This is a genomic window from Mycobacterium simulans (assembly GCF_900232995.1).
GTDB lineage: Bacteria > Actinomycetota > Actinomycetes > Mycobacteriales > Mycobacteriaceae > Mycobacterium > Mycobacterium simulans.
The window spans coordinates 2175875-2198751 of sequence record NZ_OCVX01000003.1 but is presented as its reverse complement, the minus strand read 5'-3'; the positions used below and the strand labels follow the sequence as shown (position 1 = coordinate 2198751).

Below are 22877 nucleotides of genomic sequence, written 5' to 3'. Positions count from 1 at the left end.
TCTCGGTGCCCTAGTCGCCACACTTCCCCTAAAGTCCCTAAGGCGGTGTTCTGATGCCCAAGCTCATGTCGCGCGACGGCGGTCGGCCCGCCATGAATCCCATCATCGTCACCCGGCGAGGCAAGATCGCGCGTCTGGAATCCAGCCTGACCCCTCATGAGGCACAGATCGAGGATCTGGTGTTTCTGCGAAAGGTCTTGAACAAGGCCGATATTCCGTATCTGCTGATACGCAACCACAAGAACCGGCCAGTGCTCGCGATCAACATCGAGCTGCGCCCAGCGTTAGAGCGTGCGCTGGTTGCCGCGTGCGCCGCGGAACCGATGTACGCCAAAACCATTGATGAGCGAGGTCTTTCCCCGGTTCTAGTTGCCACCGGCGGGCTCTCTCGGCTGGTCGATCCGCGCATCGTGCGGTTGTACCGACGACGCATTGCGCCCGGAGGATTTCGCTATGGGCCGGCGTTTGGTGTGGAACTTCAATTCTGGGTGTTCGAGGAGACGATGATCCGCTGTCCGGTGGAAAACTCGCTTACCCGCAAGGTGCTGCCACGCTCAGAGCTAGTCCCGACGACCGTCAAGCTGTACGGGTACAAGTGGGCCACCATCGAGGGGATGTTCACGCCGCACGCCAGCGACGTGACATTCGATATCGACATGGTGTTCTCCTGGGTCGACGGCAGTGATCCGGAGTTCCGTGCGCGGCGCGCGGCACAAATGTCGCAGGTCGTGGTCGGTGAAGGCGACGACGCCGAAGCGCGGATCCGGCAGATCGACGAGTTGAAATACGCACTGCGTTCGGTAAATATGTTTGCTCCGTGGATCCGCCGCATCTTCATTGCGACGGATTCGTTGCCGCCGCCATGGTTGGCCGAGCACCCCAAGATCACCATTGTGCGCGCCGAGGACCACTTTTCCGATCGTGCCGCGTTGCCCACCTACAACTCGCATGCGGTGGAAAGTCAGCTGCACAACATCGCCGATCTCAGCGAGCATTTCCTGTACTCCAATGACGACATGTTCTTCGGCCGACCGCTCAAGGCCAGCATGTTCTTCTCTCCGGGAGGGGTCACCCGGTTCATCGAAGCCAAGACTCGGATCGGGCTGGGCGCAAACGATCCCACGCGCAGTGGCTTTGAGAACGCGGCCCGGGTGAACCGCGAGTTGCTATTCGAGCGGTTCGGGCAGGTCATTACCCGTCATCTCGAGCACACCGCGGTGCCGTTGCGCAAGAGCGTGCTGATCGAGATGGAGCGAGAATTCCCAGACGAATTCGCCCGCACTCAGGCCAGTGCGTTCCGGTCGGGCACCGACATCTCGGTGACCAACTCGTTCTACCACTACTACGCGCTAATGACCGGACGCGCAGTCCAACAGGAGAAGGCCAAAGTCCTATACGTAGACACCACCAGCTACGCGGGCTTGAATTTGCTTCCTGAGTTGCGGAAGCGACACGGTTACGACTTCTTCTGTCTCAACGACGGTAGTTTTCCCGAAGTCCCCGCCGCCGAGCGTGCCGAACGGGTTGTCAGCTTCTTGGAACGCTACTTCCCGATCCCCGCGCCTTGGGAGAAAGTCGCTGCTGACGTCAGCCGGCCGGACTTTGCGGTGCCGACCGTGTCAGCACCATCGGAGGGTGCTTGAACAGTGAATCGCGCCGCGACGGCTCGATGAATATGCCGCTTTCGGTGATGTTGCGCTTCGCTTGCGCGGGCGAAACAAAGGTGCCCACTGTTTGTCCGCCGCCAAGCGGAATCACCGAGTGCACCACGGTGTCTTGGTAGACGTGTACAAGGTTGCAGCCCTGAGCGCCGTCTCGGCCCCGGGTTCCCCCAGCGGCAACCGTTAAATCCTGCGTGTAGCACGTGGCCGACGCCACCGAAACCGGAATCCCGACGAAGGTCGCGTTCGTGGAGTAGTGCAGGTGCCCGGCCAAAATGGTGCGCACGTCGCTTCCCTTGAGTACCCGCCCCAGGGAGGCCTGGTCACGCAGCTCAACCGTGACGGCCATGTCCAACACACTCGGAATCGGCGGATGATGCAACGCCAAGATGGTGCCGTCCGGCGCCGAGGTTGCCAATTCTCGGGCGAGCCAATCCAATTGCGCCGCGCTGACTTCGCCATGATGATGTTCCGGCACCGAGGTGTCCAACGTGATGACGCGCAGGCCGTCGATCATTCGCACGCGGTCCAGCGGCGCCATCGACGGCGCCTCGTCCAGCAGGAACTTGCGCAATTCGGCACGGTTGTCGTGGTTGCCCATTACCCAGACGAGCTCGGCAGCCAGCTCGGCGGCGAATGGCTCGACTAGGTCGCGAAGCTTGCGATAGGCCTCCGGCTCGCCCTTGTCGGCCAGATCGCCGGTGAAGACGATCGCGTCGGGACGGAGCCCGGAGTGATTTAACTGTTGAAGCAGGTCGCCCAGCCGGTCGTCGGCATTTACCGCTCCGTAAAGCGGGCGATCCCCTGCGATGAGATGAGTGTCGCTGATGTGGAGAAGAACGTAATCCGGCCGCGGATGCTCCGCGGCCCTAAGTCTGTGCACCGGAGGTGCCACACCCTTCCATCAATTGTTGGTTTTGGTCGCGAGCCAACAATCATAGCGGCGCCGCCGACGACATCCGCGCAATTGTGAGCTGTGCCACCTATCCAAAAAACCGCGGCAGGACTGCCTCGGACGTCTCGCGCAGCTCGGCCAGGGAAACGGTGAACAGACCCTGAACCTCTATCTGATCCGAAGCCTGGTCGACGACGCCGATGCGGGCCGCGGGCAATGCCCGCGCCTCACACATCGCACGGAATCGGCTTTCTTCGGTGCGTGGCACGGCGACCAAAACCCGGCCCGCGGATTCGGAGAACAGCATGACAAATGGGTCTGTATTCTCGGGAAGCACTATGCGGCAACCAGTTTCACCCGCCAGCGCCGATTCCACAATGGCTTGGGCCAGGCCGCCTTCGGACAGGTCGTGCGCGGCAGATACCAGTCCATCTCGAGATGCCGAGCTCAACACGTCTGCCAATAACTTCTCGCGCGCCAGGTCGACAGTGGGTGGTAGCCCGCCCAGATGGTCGGCCGTTACCTGCGCCCAGATGGAGCCATCGAATTCGTCGCGAGTGTCGCCGAGCAATATCAGGGTTTCGCCGGGTTCGTTGCCCAGTCCGGTGGGGATGCGCCGGTTGACATCGTCTATGACCCCGAGTACTCCGACCACCGGCGTGGGCAGGATCGCCGCCGACCCGGTTTGGTTGTAGAAGCTGACGTTGCCGCCGGTCACCGGAATCCCAAGGGCCGCACAGCCATCAGCCAGCCCGCGCACCGCTTGCGAGAATTGCCACATCACCCCGGGATCTTCGGGCGATCCGAAATTGAGGCAGTTGGTCACCGCGACCGGGGTGGCGCCGGTGACGGCGACGTTGCGGTACGCCTCGGCCAGCGCGAGTTGAGCACCCGCGTAAGGATCCAACAGGGTGTAGCGGCCCGACGCATCGGTCGACACTGCGATGCCGCGGCCGGTGGACTCGTCGATGCGTAGCATGCCGCCATCGGCATGCTCGGCGAGCACGGTGTTGCCGCGCACATACCGGTCGTATTGCTCGGTAATGAACGCGCGGCTGCACAGGTGCGGACTGCCCAGCAGCGCAAGCAAAGTCGCGCGCAGTTCGTCGCCGGTAGCTGGGCGCGGCAGCCCGCTGGAGCGGTCTGCGTTCAATGCGTCCTGGGTCTCCGGACGGGCGACCGGGCGTTGGTACACCGGCCCTTCGTGGGCGACGGTCCGCGGCGGCACGTCGACGACCGTCTCGCCATGCCAGGTGATCCGCAACCGGTCACCGTCGGTGACCTCGCCGATCACGGTGGCCAGCACCTCCCACTTGCGGCACACCGCCAGGAAGGCGTCGACGTTTTCGGGAGCGACCACGGCGCACATCCGCTCCTGCGACTCGCTGCACAACACCTCGGCGGGCGACATCTCCTTGGCCCGCAGCGGCACGGTGTCGAGATCGACCGCCATGCCGCCGTCCCCGGCGGACGCCAACTCCGATGTGGCACAAGCCAATCCGGCGCCGCCGAGGTCTTGGATGCCGATCACCAAGCCGCCCGCATAAAGCTCCAGGCAGCATTCGATGAGCACCTTCTCCATGAAGGGGTCGCCGACCTGAACCGAAGGCAGCTTCTTGCGCGACCTTTCGGCGTCGAACGTGTCCGATGCCAACACCGACACCCCGCCAATGCCGTCCAGGCCGGTGCGGGCGCCGAACAGGATGATCTTGTTGCCGGTGCCTGAGGCGAACGCCAAATGCAGGTCCTCCTGGCGCAACACACCGACGCACATCGCGTTGACCAACGGGTTGCCGGCATAGCACGCGTCGAAGACGGTCTCGCCGCCGATGTTGGGCAGGCCCAGTGAGTTGCCGTAGCCGCTGATGCCGCGGACTACACCGTCGACCACCCGGCGGGTGTCCGGCGCGTCGGCGGCACCGAACCTAAGTTGGTCCATGACGGCCACCGGTCGGGCACCCATGGCCATGATGTCGCGGACGATGCCGCCGACGCCGGTGGCCGCGCCCTGGTAGGGCTCGACGTAGGAAGGGTGGTTGTGCGATTCCACCTTGAAGGTGACGGCCCAACCGTCGCCGATGTCGACGACGCCGGCGTTCTCGCCGATCCCGGCCAGCATGCCGGCGCGCATCTCATCGGTGGTGGTCTCACCGAAGTAGCGCAGATGGACCTTGGACGACTTGTACGAACAGTGCTCGCTCCACATCACCGAGTACATCGCCAACTCGGTATCGGTGGGCCGGCGGCCCAAAATGTCGCGAATCCGCTGGTACTCGTCGTCTTTGAGGCCCAACTCGTGAAACGGTTGCGGGTGGTCGGGGGTGTTCGCGGCGTGTTCGACGGTGTCGGTCACGTGGGTGCGCGCGCTCGTCACGGAGACAGTCTAGGTTCCCGCCGAAAGTCCTTCATAATGCTCCAATGTCTCGTCACTGGCCGCTGTTCGACCTGCGGATCTCCACGCCGCGCCTGCAGCTGCGGCTGCCCACCGAGGAACTGATCGACCAGCTGATCGACACCATTCTCGGTGGCGTGCACGACCCCGACCGGATGCCGTTTTCGGTCCCCTGGACACGCGCGCCGCGGGCCGACCTGCCCTTCAACACGCTGTCGTACGTGTGGCGGGAATTGGCTGGCTTCAAATGGTATGACTGGGCGCTGCCACTCGCCGTCGTCGTCGACGGGAGCGCCGTCGGCGTACAGGGGCTGAGGGCGAAAGACTTTCCCATCACCCGCCAGGTCCATTCCGGCTCGTGGCTCGGGCTGAAGTACCAGGGTCTCGGCTACGGCACCGAAATGCGGGCCGCTGCATTGTATTTCGCGTTTCACGAGCTGGGCGCTGAGGTTGCAACCTCGTCGTCGTTCGTTGACAACCCGGCTTCCATCGCCGTTTCCCGTCGCAACGGCTACCAGGACGCCGGCATAGACCGACTGGCGCGAGATGGCGTGATGGCCGAGCAGTTACGGTTCCGGCTCACCCGCGAGAGATGGCAGCGGCATCAAACCGTCGAGACGCGGGTCGACGGTTTCGATCGCTGCCGGCCGCTGTTTCGTCTTGACCACTAGCCCCCCACACAGAACAAGTTGCCCTCGGGGTCGGCCAACACCACCCAGTGGAAATTGTCGCCGAACCGGTGACGTCCTACCTCGGTAGCGCCAGCCGCAGTCAGCCGCGACACCTCGGCATCAACGTCCGTGGCAACGAAATCGAGGTGCACCCGGTTCTTTCCGGGCGTCACGTCGGGCACCTTCTGGAATCCCAGGCGGGGTCCTTCCGGCGGGGTCACCGCGATGAACTCGCCGGGCGCGAGCTCATGCGTGGTACCGCCGAACTGCTCGGCCCACCAGCCGGCCAACTTCGCCGGGTTGCTGCAGTCGAACGTGACCATCTCTACGGTGAGTGTCATAGCCGGATGGTAGGTCAGCCGGCCGACAGAAACGCTCGTAGTGCCGCCGAGTAGGCGGCGACATCGTGAGCGCCCATCAATTCACGCGCGGAATGCATCGCAAGCTGAGCGGCGCCAACGTCGACGGTGGGTATTCCGGTCCGCGCCGAGGCCAGTGGCCCGATCGTCGACCCGCATGGCAGGTCGGCGCGATGCTCGTAGCGCTGGAGTGGGACTCCGGCCTGCTCGCAGGCCAGCGCGAACGCCGCCGCGGTGCGTCCATCGGTGGCGTAGCGCAGGTTCGGGTGCACCTTGAGCACCGGGCCCGCGTTGACCTCGATTAGATGGCCGGGCTCGTGACGCTCGGGATAGTTGGGATGCGTGGCGTGTGCCATGTCCGCCGACGCCAGCAGCGAAACGGGCAGTCGCCGTAGATAGTCTTCCCGGCTACCGCCGGCGACGAGCACGATGCGTTCCAGGACTGTGCCCAGCAGGTTGGACTGGGCGCCGTGACCGGAGCTGGAGCCGACCTCCTCGTGGTCGAAGAGCACCAACACGGGTAGGTAGTCACGCGGCTGGGCGGCCAGCAGGGCTTCCAGACCCGCGTAGCAGCTCGCCTGATTGTCCAGCCGCGGCGCGCTGAGCAGGCTGGCGTCGGCACCGATCACGGCCGACGGGGTCAGGTCGTGCGTCATCAGGTCGGCGGCAAGCACATCGGATTCGGCCACCCCGGCCCGCTCGGCGACGTAGCCCACGAATGAACCCGTTTCCCGGCCGATCCCCCACACCGCGTTGATGTGCCGTTGCGGATCCAGCGTGACGGACTTGCGGTCCTCGGCCAGATGAATGGCCAGCTGCGGCACCCGCAGGATCGGATCGTCGATCCGAACCAGCCGGTGAGTGACCCGGGCGCCGTCTCGCACCGACAGTCGACCGCTGATGCCCAGATCACGGTCCAGCCAGGAGTTCAGCCATGCTCCCCCGTACGGCTCCAGCGCCACCACCTGCCAGCCGGCGACCAGCCGGTCCGGGTGTTGCTTGACCCGCAGATTGGGGCTGTCGGTGTGGGCGCCGACGATCCGGAACGCGCTCGCCGCCGCGTCGGAATTCCAGGCCACCAATGACCCGGCCCGGACGGTGAAGTAGCGGCCCGGTTGGTCCGGCCAGGAGTCGGCCTCGTTGAGTTCGGTGTACCCAGCGTCGTGCAGCCGTCGGGCCACCGTGGCGCAAACATGAAACGGTGACGGAGAAGCGTCGATGAATTCGCACAAGCCCGCTGCCGTGGCTGTCATGTAGGCATGTCTAGCATCAAGCCTGTGCCCGCTGTTCAGCCCCAGCCGGTTCTGGCACCGTTGACGCCTGCCGCAATCTTCCTGGTGGCCACGATCGACGACGGTGGCGAGGCGATCGTGCACGACGCGTTGCAAGACCTGTCCGGTCTGGTGCGCGCGATCGGCTTCCGTGACCCGACCAAACACCTGTCGGTGGTGGCCTCGATCGGGTCCGGCGCCTGGGACCGATTATTCAGCGGACCTCGGCCCGCCGAGCTGCATCCGTTCATCCCGCTGGCCGGGCCGCGGCACGTCGCCCCGGCCACTCCGGGCGACCTGTTGTTCCACATCCGCGCCGAGACGTTGGACGTCTGCTTCGAGCTGGCCGGCCGCATCGTCAAGTCGATGGCCGGCGCGGTGACCGTCGTGGACGAGGTGCATGGGTTCCGGTTCTTCGACAACCGTGATCTGCTGGGCTTTGTCGACGGCACCGAAAACCCCGACGGCCCAATCGCCGTCAGCGCCACCACAATTGGTGATGAAGATCCCGACTTTGCGGGCGCATGTTATGTACACGTGCAGAAGTACCTGCATGACATGGCCTCGTGGGAATCGCTATCGGCCACCGAGCAGGAACGCGTGATCGGCCGCACGAAGCTGGATGACATCGAACTCGGCGACGACGTCAAGCCGTCCAACTCACATGTAGCGCTCAACGTCATCACCGACGAGGACGGCGCCGAGCTGAAGATCGTGCGACACAATATGCCGTTCGGCGAAGTTGGCAAAGGTGAGTACGGCACCTACTTCATTGGCTATTCCCGCACCCCGGCGGTGACCGAACAGATGCTGCGCAACATGTTTCTCGGCGATCCACCGGGAAATACCGACCGCATCCTAGACTTCTCCACTGCGGCCACCGGCGGACTGTTCTTTTCCCCCACCATCGACTTCCTCGACGATCCACCGCCCCTGCCCTGCGCGCAGGTGAGAGCCCCCGCAGATACTCCTGCTTCTGACGACGGATCACTCGGGATCGGCAGCCTGAAAGGAACATCTCGATGAACAATTTGTACCGCGATCTCGCACCGGTCACCGAATCCGCTTGGGCAGACATCGAATTGGAGGCCGCCCGCACATTCAAACGCCACATCGCGGGTCGCCGGGTCGTCGACGTCAGCGAGCCCGGTGGACCGGTCACCGCGGCGGTCAGCACCGGGAGGCTGATCGACGTGCAGGCGCCCACCGACGGCGTGATCGCCCACTTGCGGGATAGCAAACCCCTGATCCGGCTGCGGGTTCCGTTTACCTTGTCGCGCAACGAGATCGACGACGTCGAGCGTGGTTCGAAGGACTCCGACTGGGAGCCGGTCAAGAAGGCAGCCAAGAAGTTGGCCTTCGTCGAGGACCGCAGCATCTTCGAGGGTTACGCTCCCGCGTCGATCGAGGGTATCCGGCACGCGAGCTCGAACCCGGCGCTGACCTTGCCCGACGACCCACGCGACATTCCTGACGTGATCAGCCAGGCGTTGTCGGAACTGCGGTTGGCCGGTGTGGACGGGCCGTATTCGGTGCTGTTGAGCGCCGACGTCTACACCAAGGTCAGTGAAACAACCGAACACGGCTATCCCATCCGCGAGCATCTGAACCGGCTCGTCGACGGGGAAATCATCTGGGCACCGGCCATCGACGGTGCTTTCGTATTGACCACCCGCGGCGGTGACTTCGACCTACAGTTGGGTACCGATGTGTCGATCGGTTACCTCAGCCATGACGCCGACACGGTGCAGTTGTATCTGCAAGAGACGTTGACGTTCCTGTGCTACACGTCTGAGGCGTCGGTCGCGCTCAGCCCGAAGCCGGACTAAGAGCCGGCGCGCCGGAAGCGTGCTGGTGCCCGACGGCGCCTGCGCATGTATTCAGCGATGCTGATTAACAACCACTGATCTCACCGGTGGAAGAAACCGGAATGCCCGTGAGAATCGCCTGGGTAGACACTCACGTTGCCGGCGCCCGAGTTACGGATGCCGGTGTTGAAGAAACCCGAGTTCTGGAAACCCACGCCATTGTTGACGCTGTTGAAGAAGCCGGAACCCCGATCGCTGGAATTCTGGAAACCCGAACCGCCGAAACCCGAGTTATTGAAGCCCGAACCATCGGGAGCTCCGTTACGCGCGCCCGAGGTGTCGTCTCCTGCATTGGTAAAGCCGGAGGCGTTGTTGCCCTGGTTAAAGAAGCCCGATGTGCCCGTCCCTGTGTTTGCGAAACCCGAGCTGAGCCCAGGGCCGTTACCCATATTTCCGAAGCCGGTATTTAGGTTGCCCGCGTTGAAGCCGCCGGTGTTGGTGTTGCCGGAGTTCCCGAACCCGGTGTTCACCGCACCAGCGTTGGCCCACCCGGTGTTGCCATGCCCCGAGTTGAAGAAGCCGGTCGAAGACTTGCCCGAGTTGAACATGCCCGTGACCTGATCGGCGGAGTTGAAGAGGCCCGTGGTGTAGCGGCCCGAGTTGAATGCCCCGGTGACTTCCCCCGCCGTGTTTCCGAAACCTGTGGTGTTCAGACCGGTATTCCAGGCGCCCGTGACAGTGCCGCCCGTGGTTTGGAAACCCGTATTGTTCGTTCCCGAAATCTCAAAGCCCGTGTTGGCAAAGCCCGAGTTGAAGAAGCCCACATTGTTGTTTCCGGAGTTGAAGAATCCGATATTGCCGCTGCCCGAGTTGCCGAAGCCGATGTTGCCGCTGCCGGTGTTCAGGCCACCGATGCCAATCTGATTGTTGCCGGTGAGCCCGATGCCGATGTTGCCGTTGCCGGTGTTGCCGAAGCCGATATTGCCGTTGCCGGTGTTGCCGAAGCCCCAGTTGCCATCGCCGGTGTTCCCGGAGCCCCTGTTGAAGCTGCCGGTATTTCCGCTACCGATGTTGGAGTGGGCCGCAGTGTCGGTAGGGCCGATGTTTCCGAAGCCGATGTTTCCGTCGCCCTTGTTGCCGCCGCCGATATTCCCTGTCCCCGCATTGCCGAAACCGACATTCTGTTTACCGCTGTTGCCGCCGCCCACGTTTCCGGTGCCGGAATTGCCACCGCCGATGTTCGTCTCGCCGTGATTGCCGCCACCAATGTTTGAATTGCCGGTGTTCCCGCCGCCCACGTTGGAACTACCGGTATTGCCACTACCGAGGTTGGAATTCCCGATGTTCCCGTTACCCGCATTCTGGTTACCGGTGTTGCCGTTGCCCAGGTTGTTGCTTCCGGTGTTGCCGACGCCCCAGTTCCCGGGGATCCCGAGCACGCTGTGCAGTGACCGCTGCCACGACGTCAACTGCGCAGCCGCCGCGGACGCTCCGGCGTGATACCCGACCATCGCGGCCACGTCCTGGGCCCACATCTCCTCGTAGATGCCCTCGACGGCCGCGATCGCGGGGGCGTTTTGCCCGAACAGGTTCGACAGCACTAGCGACACGATCTGAGAACGGTTGGCAGCCACCGCGATCGGCTGAACCATCGCCGTGCGTGCGGCCTCAAAGACGCCTGCCACCGCCCGGGCCTGCCCCGCGGCGCCGGCAGCCCGTGTCGCGGCAGCGTCCAGCCAACTTGCATAGGGTGCGGCCGCCGCTACCATCGCCGCCGCCGCCGGACCTTGCCATGCTTGAGTTGCCAAACCCGAAGTTATCGAGCCGAACGAGGACGCCGCCGAACCCAGCTCGAAAGACAACCCATCCCAGGCCACCGCGGCCTCCAGCAGCGGCCCCGGCCCCGCGCCGGTGAACATCAGCGCCGAATTGATTTCCGGTGGCAGCAATGCGAAATTCGCCATCACGACTCCTTGACTCTCCCCCACCACGACATTCACTCCCGCAGTGGCAGCCATTAACCTAGCTGCACCGGGCTCGGATCGTGAGAAAATTGGCAATCCCCCTGTACCAGAGGTGATTTAGCGGCAGAGTCACGGGGTAGCGTCATTTTGAGGACCAACCGAAAGGATGGCTGAGCATGGCAGCCGACCAGGAGCAACAGGACTACGACAGGGAATACGATGTTGTGGTACTAGGCGCGGGGCCGGTTGGACAGAATGCCGCAGATCGAGCCCGGGCTTCGGGTCTGAGCGTCGCGGTGGTTGAACGGGAACTCGTCGGAGGCGAATGCTCGTACTGGGCGTGTGTGCCCAGCAAAGCCTTGCTGCGTCCAGTCATCGCCATCTCCGAGGCCCGCCGAATCGACGGGGCGCGCGAAGCGGTGGCCGGTTCGATAGACCCGGCCGGTGTCTTCGGCCGCCGCGATCGCTACGTAAAAGACTGGGACGACACCGGCCAAAGCGACTGGGTGGATGGCATCGGCGCGACCCTGGTACGCGGGCATGGACGGTTGGACGGTCCGCGACGAGTCGTCGTCACTACACCGAGCGGCAAGGAGGTAGTGCTGGCAGTACGGCATGCAGTTGTCGTCTGCACCGGAAGCCGGCCCGCGCTGCCCGACTTGCCCGGCCTCTCCGAAGCCCGACCGTGGACCAACCGCGAAGCCACCGACAGCAGCGACGTCCCGAACCGGCTTGCCGTCGTCGGAGCCGGGGGCGTGGGCGTCGAAATGGCAACGGCCTGGCAAGGATTGGGCTCAAAGGTGACGTTACTGGCTAGAGGCTCTCACCTGCTGCCTCGGATGGAGCCTTTCGTGGGGGCGCTTGTCCGCCGCGGACTCGCCAACGCGGGCGTGGACGTGCGCGTGGGTGTGTCAGTCCGCGAACTCCGCCGGCCTTACCCCTATTGCCCCGTGGTCCTCACTTTGGACGACGATACCGAGCTTGAGGTCGACGAAATACTGTTTGCCACCGGCCGCAAGCCCCTGACCGACCATATCGGTTTGGAAACAGTGGGACTGACCCCGGGCAGTTGGCTCGAAGTCGATGACACCTGTTGCGTCCAGACAGTGGAAGGCGGTTGGCTCTATGCGGCCGGCGATGTCAATCATCGCGCGCTGCTGACCCATCAAGGCAAGTATCAGGCGCGCATTGCCGGTGCGGCCATCGGCGCCCGCGCCGCGGGTATGCCAGTGGACACCGCGCCCTGGGGGGTGCACGCGACCACCGCCGACCACCACGCGGTGCCGCAGGCCTTCTTCACCGACCCCGAAGTCGCCGCGGTGGGGCTGACGACGGAACGGGCGGTGCAGGCCGGGCACCGAGTCAAGACAATCGATGTCGAAATTGGCGACGTTGTAACGGGAGCCAAGCTCTACGCCGACGGATATGCGGGCAGGGCACGCATGGTGGTCGACGTCGATCGCGGCCACCTGCTCGGTGTGACGATGGTCGGCCCGGGCGTCACGGAAATGCTGCACGCGGCCACGGTCGCCGTCGCCGGCCAGGTGCCCATCGATCGGTTGTGGCACGCGGTTCCGTGCTTCCCAACCATCAGTGAACTATGGTTGAGACTTCTTGAAACCTACCGAGATTCATTTTTTGTGGTCGTTTAGCCAAAGGAGCATCCATGGCAACCTCGGACGGATTTCATCCCGATTTCCAACCCGAAGCGACGATGTCAGCCGCGACACGTCGTCGGGTGCATCATGTCAAGGCATCGGAAATCAGTTCCGACACCGCGCAATCGGAGGGACTGCGACGCTTCGCCGCGCTGACCGGGCGCTCGGTTGGTGCGGAGAAGTTGTGGATGGGCGAGACACATGTCTCGCCGGAAACCGTCTCGGCTAACCATCATCATGGCGAGTCCGAGACCGCAATCTATGTGCGAAGTGGCAACCCGGAGTTCGTCTTCCACGACGGTGTCCAGGAAGTGCGCATCTCAACCCAACCCGGCGACTACATCTTCGTGCCGCCATATCTGCCGCATCGGGAAGAAAATCCCGACCCGACCACACCCGCCGAGGTGGTCATCGCACGCAGCACCCAGGAGGCCATCGTGGTCAATCTGCCTGAGCTTTATCCCCTCTAGATTCCCTCTCAGGCAATTCTCAACTGATTCTTCGGCGCCACTTTGCCTCGCTCAAAGGATCTGCATAGGGGGCAGCCTCAGCATTGGTCTCATGACGACTGAGCCGCTTTCGGCAAACCTGGTCGAACGCTACCTGCGCACCCGCGGCCGGCGGTATTTCCGCGGCCAGCACGACGCCGAATTCTTCTTCGTCGTCAATACGCACCCCCGTCGACTGCACGTCCATCTGGAGGCCTCACCCGCACACCGCGAAGCGTTTGCCATCCGAGTCACTCCGGCGTGCTTCTTCCCCGCCACCGACTACGCGCGGCTGGCGCAGTTCGCTGATCGGTGGAACGCACGGAACCAGGCCGTCACCGCGATCGTGCACGGATCCTCTGATCCGCGACGCGTCGTCATTGAGGCCCATCGGTGCCAGTGGTTCTCCGAACCTGTCCGCTTCGAAGATTTCGCCGACGCCGCCGACCGCACCATCGCAGCCGCAATCGATCTCTTCGCCGCGTTGACTCGGGTCGTTCAATTATCGTCAGCCACACAACCATTGCTGCTAGACGCCGGTTAGCGAAAGTTTGACAGGGTTAGCCCTCAGACCGCCAAGACCGCGTCCAGCGCTGAATAGAACAGGCCGAGTCCGTCCTCGGACGGACCGGTTAGCGCTTCGATGGCGTGCTCGGGATGCGGCATCAGCCCGACGACACGGCCGTTGGCTGAGCTGATGCCGGCGACGTCGTGCAGTGAGCCGTTGACATTTTCGTGGTATCGGAAAACGATCCGGCCGTCGGCTTCCAGTTCGTCGAGCACGTGCCGTGGTGCCACATAGCGGCCCTCTCCTGACTTCAGCGGCACCAACAAGTCGGCGTCGGGTTCGAAACGTGATGTCCACGCGGTCGACGTCGACACCACGCGCAGCCACACGTCGCGGCAGACGAAGTGCAGCCCCACGTTGCGGGTCAGCGCGCCGGGCAGCAGCCCGGCCTCACAAAGCACTTGAAAACCGTTACAAATCCCCAATACCGGCATGCCGCGTCCGGCCGCGGCGACGACCTCGCCCATCACCGGGGCGAATCTGGCGATCGCACCTGCCCTGAGGTAATCACCGTAGGAAAAGCCGCCGGGCACAATCACGGCGTCGACAGCCTTGAGGTCGGCGTCGGCATGCCACAGGCTCACCGCGTCAGCGCCGACCTGACGCACCGCGCGCGCGGCGTCCACGTCGTCAAGCGTCCCGGGAAACGTGATGACGCCGATCCGCGCCGTCACTGGGGGGCCCTGCTGATGGTCCAGTCCTCGATCACCGTGTTGGCCAACAACGATTCGGCGATTTCGGCAAGCACCGAATCGTCGACGGTATCGTCGACCTCTAGCTCAAACCTCTTGCCCTGACGCACGTCTGAGATTCCGGGGTGTCCAAGGCGTCCCAGTGCTCCGACGATCGCCTGACCCTGCGGGTCGAGAATCTCCGCTTTAGGCATCACATGCACGACCACCCGGGCCACCGGCGCTCCTCCTCAGATAGGGTCCGCTCAGACTCTACCGGCGACGGGCCCGACCTCGCGCTACTCGCCCCTAATCGCCCGCGTAGGTGGCCTCCACCGTCTGTTCGCCAAGAACCTTCATCTCTTTGATCCGCAGCTGGTCGGCCAGCCCCTTTTCGTCGATGACAGCCTGGAGGCGATCGTAGAAGTGCCGCACCAACGCTTCAAAGGTGGGCGAAAAGTCCACCGTGCACAATTTGAGCCCACCTTTTCGCGTAATCGCGGCGATGTCCTCATATAGTGGATCATTCTTGTCAACGACAAATGCGTGGTCCACCTCGTCGAGAATCGGCCTAAATGCGTTCTCTAGCAGGTCGGTGTCCAAGAGGAAGTACTGCTCGTCAAGACTCTCCCCGGTAAGCGTAACGGAAACAAAGATCGTGTGCCCGTGCAGGTTGGCACATTTATTGGCAACCAATTCCGGGGTATAAAGTTCAGTTCCACCTCGGCTGGTCCGCATGTCGTGGGTCCACGTCCGATGCCCCATTTCAAGGCGGATAGTCTGCTTGATCGTGTAGGCCATACCTGCTCCCTGGGTCTATCGACGTGGACTGACTTGGCTTAGTTAGATTCCGTAGCTGGCATTGAGGGTCGACGCGCATCGGAGCTCTGCACGTTTCAAGATGCAGCCATTGAGATGCAACTTACCGCTTATCTGCTCGTATATATGCTGTACGAGCCCCTCGATTGTGGGGTTGAAATCGACGGGATAAACTTTATCCGCAACGTCCGCAAGCTCGCAGACTTTCAGGAAGTCGTCATATATCGGATCTTCGGTCCAGATGATGAAGGAGTGATCCAATTCGTCGATAACGGGCCGCACAACGAGAGCCAGTTCATTCGTGTCGAAGACCGTCTTCATGCCATCCAATTCCAGCTGAGACTCGAGAACGAGTTTGAGCTCCCAGGTGTGGCCGTGGATGGTTTCTTCTTTCTTATAGTCGAACCCCAGAGATCGATGGCCAGCGTCGAATCGAAACGTCTTCTCGATCGTACGGGCCATCGGGCTCCACCTCCGGGGCCAAGAGCGGAACCGCTCCCAATACGTTAAAAGCGCCGGCGTATCGACCGGCGCAAGGACCCGTTTCCGGACCTGTTACCGGCTTCGCTTAGTGAATGTTAGATCCACATTCATGCAGGGCCAAGTCCCTCGTGCTAAGCGACCAGGATCAGCCGGTGGCCGCCGAGGTCGGCAATTCGACGTTGCGCCTCCCCGTCGGGATCGAGGGAGGCTTGGCTGTGCTCAGTCCATGCGCTGAGCTCCAAGGGAGCGCTGGGGTTAGCGGACTGCGCGCGCGCATCTTGGGCGGCCTGGAAGAACTCAGCGATCCGAGGGTGGTCGAGACGGACGTTGAGTGCATCGCAACGGGCGCCGGCAATCCTGGCAAGGGCAACGCTATTGACCCCGAGTAGCACCGGCGGGCGGGGAGATGGCAGCGGAAAGCCGGTCCACTTGTCCGCTCGATGTGGGTCCCACAGGATGTCGCAAAGGTCGAGAATTGCGGCAAGATGGTCATGCCGAAGCCGCATCGAGTCATGCAACGGATTCCCAAGCACTTCATGTTCTTGCGCCCAGTGGGTCCCAGGGGCGGCGCCCGCTCCGACGCCGAATACGAAACGTCCCCCGCTGATCTCTTGCACCGAGGCGGCTGCGGCAGCCGTCACGCCCGCCGAACGGTTGGCCGCATTGACGACCAAGGTGCCAATGCCGATCGTGGAAGTGGCTGCGGCCAGCGCCCCGGCCAAGGTAAAGCATTCCAGCATCCGGTCGCTCGACAACACTGAACCTGACAGGTGGTCATACACCCACGCCGTCCCGAACCCTTGAGCTTCGGCCTGCGACACCTTGACCCGTAAGTCCGGCCAGGCGTACTTGGCTGCGCTATAGAGAATGTCGACTGTGACCATCTGCCGAACGTACAGCAAAATACCAGTGCCAGAATCGATTTCCGGCGCGACTTCAGCACGAACCGATGTAGGCCTCGCACAACGGGCGGGTCATGGCGTCCAGTACCGCGGTGTCGGAGCGCACCGACCACGGCACCCGCGGCGGCCCCGACGACCATAGCGTGAGTTCACTGAGCGTGCTGCTCGATACGTGCGCGACCAGATAGGTGTGCATGACAACCGGTCCACTGATTACCGCGGCCATCCGGGTCGGTTCGTCGTCGGTGATCGACGGCGATTGCGTTGGTGACCCTAGCTGACAGGCGCGTATGGCGGTGACGGCAGCACCGAACACCGCGGCCGCGATCGCGCCCCCGCGGGCTGTGTCACCACGCCAGTGCAATACCTGAGCCTGCAACTGCCACTGACCGTCAGGGTGAACCACGGTCACTCGACCCGCGACCGCTGAATTGCGGCTGTCCTGCGGGAACGCCGGCGTAGCGCACACTTGCTCGAACTGAAACCGGGGCGTCGTCCCGGTCACCGCGACTGCCGCACCGGCCGGCGCCGGCCAGCCATATACCGAGTCCAGCGGCACATCCCGTCGATGAATCCACGCAGTGGCGGGGATCTGATCGCATACCGGCGGGCAGGTTTCGGGCTCGGCCTGTGCGGATGTGACCACCAAGACAGCGGCCACCAGGCTACCGGCGACCAGCATCGCCGCCAGGATCACCCGCATCTGCACCGCCTCATCAGGGCACAATCGTAAACATGCAACTCACGCATTTCGGCCATTCCTGCCTCCTCGCCGAGTTTGGTCAAACGAGCGTGCTTTTTGATCCCGGCACCTTCGCGCACGGCTTCGAGGGGATCACGGGCCTGTCGGCAATCTTGATCACCCACCAGCACCCCGACCACGTCGACGTCAGGCGACTGCCGGCGCTGCTCGATGGCAACCCAAATGCCGCGCTGTATGCCGATTCGCAGACAACAGCGCAATTAGGTGCGCCGTGCCGCGAGGTACACGTCGGTGACGAACTGTCGGTCGGCGAGCTGACCATCCGGGCAGTCGGTGGCCGGCATGCGGTGATTCACCCGGAAATCCCTGTGATTGAGAACATTTCGTATCTGGTGGATGACGGCGAACACCGAGCCAGGTTGATGCATCCCGGTGACGCACTGTTTGCGCCTGGCGAGCCGGTGGACGTATTGGCCAGTCCGGCCGCGGCCCCGTGGATGCGGATCGCGGAAGCAGTCGACTACCTGCGCGCGGTGGCGCCGGCCCGCGCGGTACCGATCCACCAGGGGATCATCGCCCCGGATGCACGCGGCATCTATTACAGCCGCCTAACCGAGATGACCAACACCGACTTCCAAGTGCTACCCGAGGAAACCGCGGTCACCTTCTGAGCGCGAGCAGACGCAGAATCGCACGATTTGGGCTCAAATCGTGCGATTCTGCGTCTGCTCGGCGTACTAGGTGATGTCCTCCGCGGCGCCACGACCGGCCGCCCGGCCGGAGAAGATGCACCCGCCCAGGAAGGTGCCCTCCAAGGCCCGGTAGCCATGTACGCCGCCCCCGCCGAACCCGGCCACCTCACCGGCGGCATAAAGCCCGGTGAGTGGTGTGCCATCGGATTTGAGCACCCGCCCTTCTAGGTCAGTTTCTATTCCGCCCAAGGTCTTTCGGGTCAGGATGTGCAGCTTGACCGCGATCAGCGGCCCGGCTTTGGGATCGAGCAGTCGGTGCGGCGCGACGACACGACCGAACCGGTCGCCCAGGTAGGTGCGGGCGGCCCGGATCGCGGTGATCTGACCGTCTTTGCTGAACTTGTTGGCCACTTCGCGATCACGGGCGGTGACCGCGGCTTCGACCGTCTCGTAGTCCAACGCCAACACGTCGGGCAACTCGTTCATGCCGTCCACCAACTCGCGCAACGTGTTCGCGCTGACAAAGTCGACACCCTTGTCGATGAAGGCTTGCACCGGTGCCGGCGGACCGGACCGGGCCCTCGAGCGCACCAGTTCGCGGATGCTCTGCCCGGTCAAGTCAGGATTCTGTTCCTGGCCGGACAGCGCGAATTCCTTCTCAATGATCTTGGCGTTCAAGACAAACCAGGTGTAATCATACCCGGACTGGGTGATGTATTCGAGCGTACCGAGGGTGTCGAAACCGGGATACAGGGGAACCGGCAATCGATTGCCTGCCGCATCCAGCCACAGCGACGACGGGCCCGGAATGATCCGGATGCCGTGGCTGGGCCAGATCGGATCGTAGTTGGTGATGCCCTCGGTGTAATGCCACATCCGGTCGGGGTTTATCACCCGCGCGCCGGCTTTTTGGGAAATGCCGATCATCCTGCCGTCGACGTGGGCAGGCACGCCGCTAAGCAGTTGTTTGGGAACGCGCCCCATCCGCTTCGGCCAGTTCTTGCGCACCAGATCGTGGTTTGCGCCAATGCCGCCACTGGTGACGAGCACCGCCGAGGCGCGAAACTCGAACTTTCCCACAGCCTTTCGTGACGACGGCGCGCCACGCGGCACATCCGAAGGCTCCAGTAAGGTGCCCCGAACGCCCGTCACTGAGTCAGCCTCGACGATCAACCTGTCGACCTGATGACGGTGCGCAAAGCGCACATTCGGCCGGTTCCGCAACTGACGCGCGAAAATTTCAACCAAGGCCGGCCCGGTGCCCCACGTGATATGAAACCTCGGCACCGAGTTGCCATGGCCCTGTGCGTCGTAACCACCACGCTCGGCCCAGCCGACCAGCGGGAAAATCTTCAGCCCTCGGGCGCGTAGCCAACTCCGCTTCTCCCCCGCCGCGAAATCGACATAGGCATGGGCCCATTGCTCGGGCCAGTAGTCCTCTGGACGATCAAAGGCCGCCGTCCCCAGCCAATCCTGCAGGGCAAGTTCATGGCTGTCGCGGATGCCCATGCGGCGCTGCTCGGGACTATCGACGAAGAATAGTCCGCCAAACGACCAGTAAGCCTGCCCGCCCAGGTTGGCACTGTTCTCCTGGTCCAGGATCAGAACCCGCAAGCCGCGGTCGGCCAATTCGCACGCGGCCACCAGGCCAGAAAGACCGGCGCCGATGATAATCGCGTCGGCGGCGAAGCCGTCCGACCCAGCCTCTGAATCCGAAGATGCATCGCTCACGTCGGTACAGGGTAATGCCACCTATCACCGGGGCCGGGCGCAGCGGGTCGCCGCGATTCATCCGAGCCGGGCACAGCGGGTCGCCGCAATCCGATTACGCAGCGTCGAGAATTGCCTTGTCCGGCCGCCAGCGGTATACCGTCGGCGTGCATTCGTGCAGCAACGCAAGGTCGACGGCATCCAGCATGGCCTGCAGTGGGCCCGGCTTACGCAAATGATGGGCGGCTACCGCGACCCGCACGACGCCGCCGCGCCGAGCGATTCGCTGAGCCGACATCACGACCATCCGGCACCACCACGGCTCTGCCAGGAATCCTTCTCCGATGCCCAGCACGCGGGCGCGCACCGTGGTCTTGCGGACCAGGTCGGTAATTCCGTGAAAATCGGCGAGTAGTCGAAAGCCATTCCCGGGCAACGCTTTGACAACGCCGGGCGATACCAGCCAGCCCGGTGCCGCAAACAGCCGGGTACGCAGCCCGAGATGCTCGAGCACCCGGTCGGCGGCCATCAAACGCAGGTTGGCCTCATGCGCGTGCAGCGTCGCGAATTCGCCGCGCCGCCTCTTCGTGGCTGCTTCGTCGTAGCCGTGCAGCACCAGCGCATCGCCGCCGACGCGCCGCGCGGTCAGCCACTCAACGGTGCCCGGGTCGCGGTCGAGTCGGTACTCACCGCGCAGACGCGGAGCCACCAACAGCGATACCGGCACCGAGCGGGCATCCATCTGCCGGCAGAACGCGTCGACGTCGGCCAGGGTGTTTATCCCTATCCCCGAGACCGAGACGATCAGTTTTCCAGACACGCTTGTAGTTTGCCGATTCCAGGTTTCGAGACGGTGACGTACACGCAGACAGCAGACATATATCCGGACTGCCGCGCTCCCCGATATGCTCAAAAATCCATGGATGAAGCGCGTTCCGCACCGGCCGATGCCGCGTTACCCACCACCGCCGCCGGGCAGCCCCGCCGCGGCGAACACGTCTACCCTGACAAGCTCGACGCTGGGCTCTTTCGGATCGCCGGCGTGTGTGTGCTGGCGTCGGTAATGACGGTGCTCGACGCCACCGTCGTCAGCGTCGCGCAGCGCACGTTCATTGTCGAATTCGGTTCTACCCAGGCCGTCGTCGCGTGGACGATGACCGGCTACACTCTGGCGCTGGCTACCGTGATCCCGATAACGGGCTGGGCTGCTGACCGATTCGGAACCAAACGGCTCTGGATCGGATCCGTTCTGGCCTTCACGCTGGGTTCACTACTGTGCGCGTTCGCATCAAACATCGTGACGCTCATAGTATTCCGGGTCTTGCAGGGTGTCGGTGGCGGCATGTTGCTGCCGCTGGGATTCATGATCCTTACGCACGTAGCCGGCCCCAAGCGAATGGGACGCATGATGGCGGTCCTGGGCATCCCACTGCTGCTCGGCCCGATCAGTGGGCCGATCCTTGGCGGCTGGTTGATCGGCTCCTTCAGCTGGCCGTGGATCTTCCTGGTCAACCTGCCGATCGGATTGATCGCGTTCATCCTCGCAATCATCGTGTTTCCCAAGGATCGCCCAGCACCGTCAGAAAGCTTCGACTTGATCGGTGTCCTGCTGCTGTCGCCAGGCTTGGCCACGTTCCTGTTCGGGGTGTCGTCCATTCCGGGCCGAGGCACGGTAGCCGACCGCTACGTCTTGATACCGGCGACCATCGGCCTGATGTTGATCGCCGCGTTCGCCCTGCATGCCTGGTATCGCGCAGATCATCCGCTCATCGACTTGCGGCTGTTCAACAACACTGTGGTCACCCAGTCCAATGTGACGGCACTGACGCTCATGAGCGCTTTCTTCGGCGCCGGGCTGCTGCTCCCGAGCTACCTACAGCAGGTCATGCACCAAACCCCGATGCAATCCGGGATACATTTGGCCCCCCAGGGACTTGGCGCCATGCTGACCATGCCGCTTGCGGGCACGTTCATGGACAAGCGGGGACCGGGAAAGGTCGTGCTGCTTGGCATTACGGTGATGACGGTCGGCCTGAGCATCTTTAGCTACGGTGTATACCGACACGCCGGGTATGCGCCGACATTGCTGGTGGGGCTCGCAATCATGGGGATGGGCATCGGCTGCACCATGATGCCGCTTTCCGGGGCAGCGGTTCAGACGCTGGCACCACATGAGATCGCCCGCGGTTCGACGCTGATCAGCGTCACCCACCAGATCGGCGCCTCCATAGGGACCGCACTGATGTCCGTGATCCTGACCAATCAGTTCAATCGCAGCGAAAACATCTCGGCCGCCGGCGAAGTCGCGTTGCTCCAACAAACCGCGGCCAAGCGTGGGGTGCCCATCGATCCGTCGGCAATACCACGCCGAGCCCTTGGCCCCGGCTTCGCGGACAATGTGCTGCATGATCTTTCACACGCCTACGCGGTGGTCTTTGTGATCGCGGTCGCGACGATGGCTTTAACGATTATCCCGGCGTCGTTTCTGCCGAAAAGGCCTGCCGGCTAGTCGCGCTAACCCTCGAACAGCAGCCGAGCTATCCGCGCGACGCTGTCCATCGGGTCCGCCGCCCTCACTTCCGGATTCACCGCGTCATTGAGCCACAGCATCGAAAAGCCGTGTACCAGTGACCAAGCCGCGAGCCGGGCGTAAGCCGGATCCGCCTGGGCGTTGGGGTCGCTGAGAGTCGCTACTCCGCGATCCAGTTCCGCCGCAGCGGCTGCCTCAGCCGCGGCCAGTTCGGCATCCGAGCTGTCGAGCAGTGACCTGTTGAACATCACTTGGTAGTGGCCGGGGTGCTCGATGGCAAACCGTACATAGGCCAGGGCCGCGTCGGCGAACTGCGGACGGGCGTCCACGAGCGCCTCGGCCAGCAGCTGGAATCCCTGAGTTGCCAGCGCGGTGAACAGACCGCGCCGATCGGTGAAGTGGTGCGCGGGCGCGGCATGCGACACACCCGCGTCACGGGCCAGCTCGCGAAGCGACACGTGATCGGCGCCCCGTTCGGCTACCAGACGCGCGGCTTCGGTCAGGATCACGCTGCGCAAATCGCCGTGATGGTAAGTCGGCCGGTCCATAGGCCCAGCATAACGACCTAACTTGACACTGCCTAGATTGAATGCATATGGTCGATCTTGTCAGTGTCTAGATGCTAGGAGAGG

At 63.3% G+C, this 22877-nt stretch carries 22 protein-coding genes and 1 pseudogene; 9 read left to right on the top strand and 14 right to left on the bottom strand.

The annotated features are described in order from the left end of the window. The first annotated feature begins 53 nt into the window (after positions 1-53). Positions 54-1643, top strand: coding sequence for a stealth family protein (locus tag MSIMFI_RS10625; protein WP_191497174.1), 1590 nt, complete (start codon positions 54-56; stop codon positions 1641-1643). Here MSIMFI_RS10625 and MSIMFI_RS10620 read toward each other — a convergent pair. Both MSIMFI_RS10620 and purL read right to left on the bottom strand, forming a co-directional pair. Then, positions 1588-2544: a phosphodiesterase gene (locus tag MSIMFI_RS10620; protein ID WP_191497173.1), complete on the bottom strand. Its 957-nt coding sequence runs from the start codon at positions 2542-2544 to the stop codon at positions 1588-1590. The genes MSIMFI_RS10625 and MSIMFI_RS10620 overlap by 56 nt on opposite strands. A 100-nt stretch (positions 2545-2644) precedes the next feature. Continuing rightward, complete coding sequence (gene purL, locus MSIMFI_RS10615; RefSeq protein WP_191498123.1) at positions 2645-4909, bottom strand: phosphoribosylformylglycinamidine synthase subunit PurL; 2265 nt, start codon at positions 4907-4909, stop codon at positions 2645-2647. A 65-nt stretch (positions 4910-4974) separates the two neighbouring features. On the opposite strand from purL, the gene MSIMFI_RS10610 reads away from it, so the two are divergent. Further along, positions 4975-5619, top strand: a complete 645-nt coding sequence (locus MSIMFI_RS10610; protein ID WP_191497172.1) for an acetyl-/succinyl-CoA transferase — start codon at positions 4975-4977, stop codon at positions 5617-5619. Here MSIMFI_RS10610 and MSIMFI_RS10605 read toward each other — a convergent pair. Together MSIMFI_RS10605 and MSIMFI_RS10600 are read right to left on the bottom strand one after the other, a co-directional pair. Continuing rightward, entirely contained in the window at positions 5616-5960 is a 345-nt protein-coding gene (locus MSIMFI_RS10605) for a VOC family protein (RefSeq protein WP_191497171.1), read from the bottom strand. The genes MSIMFI_RS10610 and MSIMFI_RS10605 overlap by 4 nt on opposite strands. A gap of 14 nt (positions 5961-5974) precedes the next feature. After that, complete coding sequence (locus MSIMFI_RS10600) at positions 5975-7231, bottom strand: M18 family aminopeptidase (RefSeq protein WP_191497170.1); 1257 nt, start codon at positions 7229-7231, stop codon at positions 5975-5977. 24 nt (positions 7232-7255) lie between these two features. Here MSIMFI_RS10600 and MSIMFI_RS10595 point away from each other — a divergent pair, with 24 nt between their 5' ends. Together MSIMFI_RS10595 and MSIMFI_RS10590 are read left to right on the top strand one after the other, a co-directional pair. Then, positions 7256-8275: a Dyp-type peroxidase gene (locus MSIMFI_RS10595; RefSeq protein WP_224770148.1), complete on the top strand. Its 1020-nt coding sequence runs from the start codon at positions 7256-7258 to the stop codon at positions 8273-8275. Continuing rightward, a complete protein-coding gene (locus MSIMFI_RS10590; protein ID WP_191497168.1) occupies positions 8272-9078 on the top strand; it encodes a family 1 encapsulin nanocompartment shell protein in 807 nt (268 codons plus the stop codon). Before MSIMFI_RS10595 ends, MSIMFI_RS10590 begins: the two co-directional genes overlap by 4 nt. Positions 9079-9158: 80 nt before the next feature. On the opposite strand, the gene MSIMFI_RS29990 is transcribed toward MSIMFI_RS10590, so the two are convergent. Further along, a complete protein-coding gene (locus MSIMFI_RS29990) occupies positions 9159-11021 on the bottom strand; it encodes a PPE family protein (RefSeq protein WP_191497167.1) in 1863 nt (620 codons plus the stop codon). A gap of 176 nt (positions 11022-11197) precedes the next feature. Here MSIMFI_RS29990 and MSIMFI_RS10580 point away from each other — a divergent pair, with 176 nt between their 5' ends. The 3 genes from MSIMFI_RS10580 to MSIMFI_RS10570 all read left to right on the top strand — a co-directional run bounded on the left by MSIMFI_RS10580 (position 11198) and on the right by MSIMFI_RS10570 (position 13711). Next, entirely contained in the window at positions 11198-12673 is a 1476-nt protein-coding gene (locus tag MSIMFI_RS10580; protein WP_191497166.1) for a dihydrolipoyl dehydrogenase family protein, read from the top strand. A 14-nt stretch (positions 12674-12687) separates the two neighbouring features. Beyond that, complete coding sequence (locus MSIMFI_RS10575; RefSeq protein WP_191497165.1) at positions 12688-13149, top strand: cupin domain-containing protein; 462 nt, start codon at positions 12688-12690, stop codon at positions 13147-13149. A gap of 91 nt (positions 13150-13240) precedes the next feature. Next, a complete protein-coding gene (locus MSIMFI_RS10570) occupies positions 13241-13711 on the top strand; it encodes a hypothetical protein (RefSeq protein WP_191497164.1) in 471 nt (156 codons plus the stop codon). 23 nt (positions 13712-13734) lie between these two features. On the opposite strand, the gene purQ is transcribed toward MSIMFI_RS10570, so the two are convergent. The 6 genes and pseudogenes from purQ to MSIMFI_RS10540 all read right to left on the bottom strand — a co-directional run bounded on the left by purQ (position 13735) and on the right by MSIMFI_RS10540 (position 17432). Further along, complete coding sequence (gene purQ / locus MSIMFI_RS10565) at positions 13735-14409, bottom strand: phosphoribosylformylglycinamidine synthase subunit PurQ (RefSeq protein ID WP_191497163.1); 675 nt, start codon at positions 14407-14409, stop codon at positions 13735-13737. Further along, positions 14406-14645 (bottom strand): phosphoribosylformylglycinamidine synthase subunit PurS, encoded by a 240-nt coding sequence (gene purS, locus MSIMFI_RS10560; protein WP_186244784.1) that lies wholly within the window; start codon positions 14643-14645, stop codon positions 14406-14408. Before purS ends, purQ begins: the two co-directional genes overlap by 4 nt. 70 nt (positions 14646-14715) lie before the next feature. Further along, positions 14716-15207 carry a 6-pyruvoyl trahydropterin synthase family protein gene (locus MSIMFI_RS10555; protein ID WP_191497162.1) on the bottom strand — a complete coding sequence of 164 codons (492 nt, stop codon included), beginning with the start codon at positions 15205-15207 and terminating at the stop codon, positions 14716-14718. Positions 15208-15249: 42 nt separating this feature from the next. After that, positions 15250-15687 carry a 6-pyruvoyl trahydropterin synthase family protein gene (locus tag MSIMFI_RS10550; protein ID WP_186244786.1) on the bottom strand — a complete coding sequence of 146 codons (438 nt, stop codon included), beginning with the start codon at positions 15685-15687 and terminating at the stop codon, positions 15250-15252. Between the two features lie 152 nt (positions 15688-15839). Next, a complete protein-coding gene (locus MSIMFI_RS10545; RefSeq protein ID WP_186244787.1) occupies positions 15840-16592 on the bottom strand; it encodes an LLM class flavin-dependent oxidoreductase in 753 nt (250 codons plus the stop codon). Positions 16593-16644: 52 nt separating this feature from the next. After that, positions 16645-17432 (bottom strand): annotated as a pseudogene (locus MSIMFI_RS10540) (ATPase). On the opposite strand from MSIMFI_RS10540, the gene MSIMFI_RS10535 reads away from it, so the two are divergent. Beyond that, positions 17346-17984 (top strand): MBL fold metallo-hydrolase, encoded by a 639-nt coding sequence (locus tag MSIMFI_RS10535; RefSeq protein ID WP_191497161.1) that lies wholly within the window; start codon positions 17346-17348, stop codon positions 17982-17984. The pseudogene MSIMFI_RS10540 and the gene MSIMFI_RS10535 overlap by 87 nt on opposite strands. Before the next feature lie 66 nt (positions 17985-18050). Here MSIMFI_RS10535 and MSIMFI_RS10530 read toward each other — a convergent pair whose 3' ends face one another. Then, a complete protein-coding gene (locus MSIMFI_RS10530) occupies positions 18051-19757 on the bottom strand; it encodes an FAD-binding dehydrogenase (RefSeq protein WP_191497160.1) in 1707 nt (568 codons plus the stop codon). Positions 19758-19830: 73 nt separating this feature from the next. After that, positions 19831-20535, bottom strand: coding sequence for a DUF2334 domain-containing protein (locus MSIMFI_RS10525; protein WP_191497159.1), 705 nt, complete (start codon positions 20533-20535; stop codon positions 19831-19833). Between the two features lie 99 nt (positions 20536-20634). Here MSIMFI_RS10525 and MSIMFI_RS10520 point away from each other — a divergent pair, with 99 nt between their 5' ends. Continuing rightward, complete coding sequence (locus tag MSIMFI_RS10520; RefSeq protein WP_191497158.1) at positions 20635-22224, top strand: DHA2 family efflux MFS transporter permease subunit; 1590 nt, start codon at positions 20635-20637, stop codon at positions 22222-22224. A gap of 5 nt (positions 22225-22229) precedes the next feature. On the opposite strand, the gene MSIMFI_RS10515 is transcribed toward MSIMFI_RS10520, so the two are convergent. Beyond that, positions 22230-22793, bottom strand: a complete 564-nt coding sequence (locus MSIMFI_RS10515) for a TetR/AcrR family transcriptional regulator (RefSeq protein ID WP_186244792.1) — start codon at positions 22791-22793, stop codon at positions 22230-22232. Positions 22794-22877: the final 84 nt, after the last annotated feature.